Raw genomic sequence first — 974 nt, forward strand, 5'->3', positions numbered from 1 at the left:
CCCCGACACCCCCACCGCCCTCCCCCACGCCCTCCACCACGCCCACACCCACCACGAACCCCAACTCGCCATCCGCCAAGGCCACCTCCACACCCCCCGACTCACCCGCCACCCCACCGACCAACCCACCAACAACACCACCGGCAACACCACCGGCAACACCACCTGGAACCCACACGGCACAGTCCTGATCACCGGCGGCACAGGAACACTCGCCGCACACACCGCCCGCCACCTCGTCACCCAACACGGAGTACGCCACCTCCTCCTCGCCAGCCGCACCGGCCCCAACGCCCCAGGAGCCGACCAACTCCGCGAAGAACTCCAGGAACTCGGCGCCCACGTCACCATCACGGCCTGCGACGTCGCCGACCCCGAAGCCACCGAAACACTGCTCCACAACCTCCCCCCAGAGCACCCACTCACCGCCGTCATCCACACCGCAGGCCTCATCGACATGGCCCCGCTCCTGGACCTCACCCCCCAGCAGCTCCACACCGTCCTACGCCCCAAAATCGACGCCGCCTGGAACCTCCACCACGCCACCCGCCACCACGACCTCGACGCCTTCGTCCTCTACTCCTCCCTCGCCGCCACCCTCGCCTCACCCGGACAAGCCAACTACGCCGCCGCCAACGCCTACCTCGACGCCCTCGCCCACCACCGACGAACACTCGGACTGCCCGCCACCAGCCTCGCCTGGGGCCCCTGGGCCGACACCAACGGCATGATCCGCCACCTCAACACCACCACCCGCAACCACACCACCCGCACCGGATTCCCACCCCTCACCACCACCCACGCCCTCCACCTCCTCGACACCGCACTCACCACCCACCACCCCGCAACCACCGCCACCCACCTCAACACCACCACCCTCACCACCCAAGCCCACAACCACACCCTCCCCCCACTCCTCCACCACCTCACCCCCACACCAACCCCCACCCCAACCCCCACCACCACCACCACCA

1 protein-coding gene is annotated in these 974 nt (G+C 69.3%); it reads left to right on the forward strand.

Going from position 1 to position 974, the window contains the following annotated elements:
• Positions 1-974: beta-ketoacyl reductase (locus F1615_RS36945; RefSeq protein ID WP_280118926.1), on the forward strand; the 974-nt coding region annotated here is incomplete at both ends.

It is taken from the genome of Streptomyces marokkonensis, from assembly GCF_008312835.1.
Taxonomy (GTDB): Bacteria; Actinomycetota; Actinomycetes; order Streptomycetales; family Streptomycetaceae; genus Streptomyces; species Streptomyces marokkonensis_A.